Source organism: Aeromonas australiensis, from assembly GCF_000819725.1.
GTDB lineage: Bacteria > Pseudomonadota > Gammaproteobacteria > Enterobacterales > Aeromonadaceae > Aeromonas > Aeromonas australiensis.
The window spans coordinates 1-1,145 of sequence record NZ_CDDH01000084.1; the positions used below are offsets into that span (position 1 = coordinate 1).

At 56.7% G+C, this 1,145-nt stretch carries 1 protein-coding gene; it reads left to right on the plus strand.

All coding sequences use genetic code 11. The annotated features are described in order from the left end of the window. Positions 1-68: 68 nt before the first annotated feature. Positions 69-1,019: a transposase gene (locus tag BN1117_RS15170; RefSeq protein WP_040098721.1), complete on the plus strand. Its 951-nt coding sequence runs from the start codon at positions 69-71 to the stop codon at positions 1,017-1,019. Positions 1,020-1,145 lie beyond the last annotated feature (126 nt).

Below are 1,145 nucleotides of genomic sequence, written 5' to 3' on the forward strand. Positions count from 1 at the left end.
GGACACCCATCTTTTTGACAGTGGGATATCGCTGTTCTTGACTGAGAGGAGTGCCACAGGAGATTGCCATGACTATCGCCCGTTCCCGCCAAATCAGCCTGCAAGATACCCCTTACTACCATGTCGTCAGCCGTTGCGTGCGGCGGGCCTTTCTATGTGGGGAAGATGTCCACTCAGGCCAGAGTTACCAGCATCGGCGCCAATGGGTTGTCGACAAGCTGGGTCAGCTGTCTCGGCTGTTTGCCATCGGCGTATGCGCCTATGCGGTGATGAGTAATCACTATCATCTGGTGTTGAAAGTGGAGGCTGACAAAGCCGCAGCCTGGGATCAACGGGAAGTGGCCGAACGCTGGGCGGCCTTGTTCCAATGGCCCCTACTGGTGCGGCGCTGGTATCAAGGGGATCCATTGATTGAACCCGAGCTGGCGGTTGTGCAGCAACTGATTGCAACATGGCGTGAGCGACTGCACTCCATCAGCTGGTTTGTACGATTGCTCAACGAGAGCATGGCGCGGCAGGCCAATCTGGAAGATGGCTGCAAGGGGCACTTTTGGGAAGGGCGCTTCAAAAGTCAGGCCCTGCTCACCGAAGCGGCCCTGCTGGCCTGCATGGCATATGTGGATCTCAACCCTATTCGAGCCAAGCTGGCAGAGACGCCTGAGGAGAGCGACTACACCAGCATCAAACAGCGACTCGATGGCGAACCGCCTGCGCAATCACTGCCACCCCTGCTATTGCCATTCACCAGCGAGGGTCATCCTGATGATTTACCGTATGTTTTCACCGATTATCTGATGCTGGTGGACTGGACAGGTCGAGCCATCAGAACCGACAAGCGAGGCCACATTCCAGCTCGTCTCGCGCCCATCCTGCAACGGCTTGGCTTGGAGGGCGCGCAATGGCTGCGACAAGTGGCACTGTTCCGACGGCCGGGCATCAGAGCTGTAGGAGACAAGGAGCATTGTCAGCAGTTCGCCCTGCATTGCGGTCAGCTGCGATGTCACCAACCGGCTTTGTGACCGGATAACGCCATTTAATCATCAAGCCACATCGCTACTCAGTTGGTGGGTTGCCCCTTGTCTGAGCGACGAGTTTTCACGTCAGCGCGCGTTTTTGTCTTGGATGTTGCATTGATATCAGGTCGA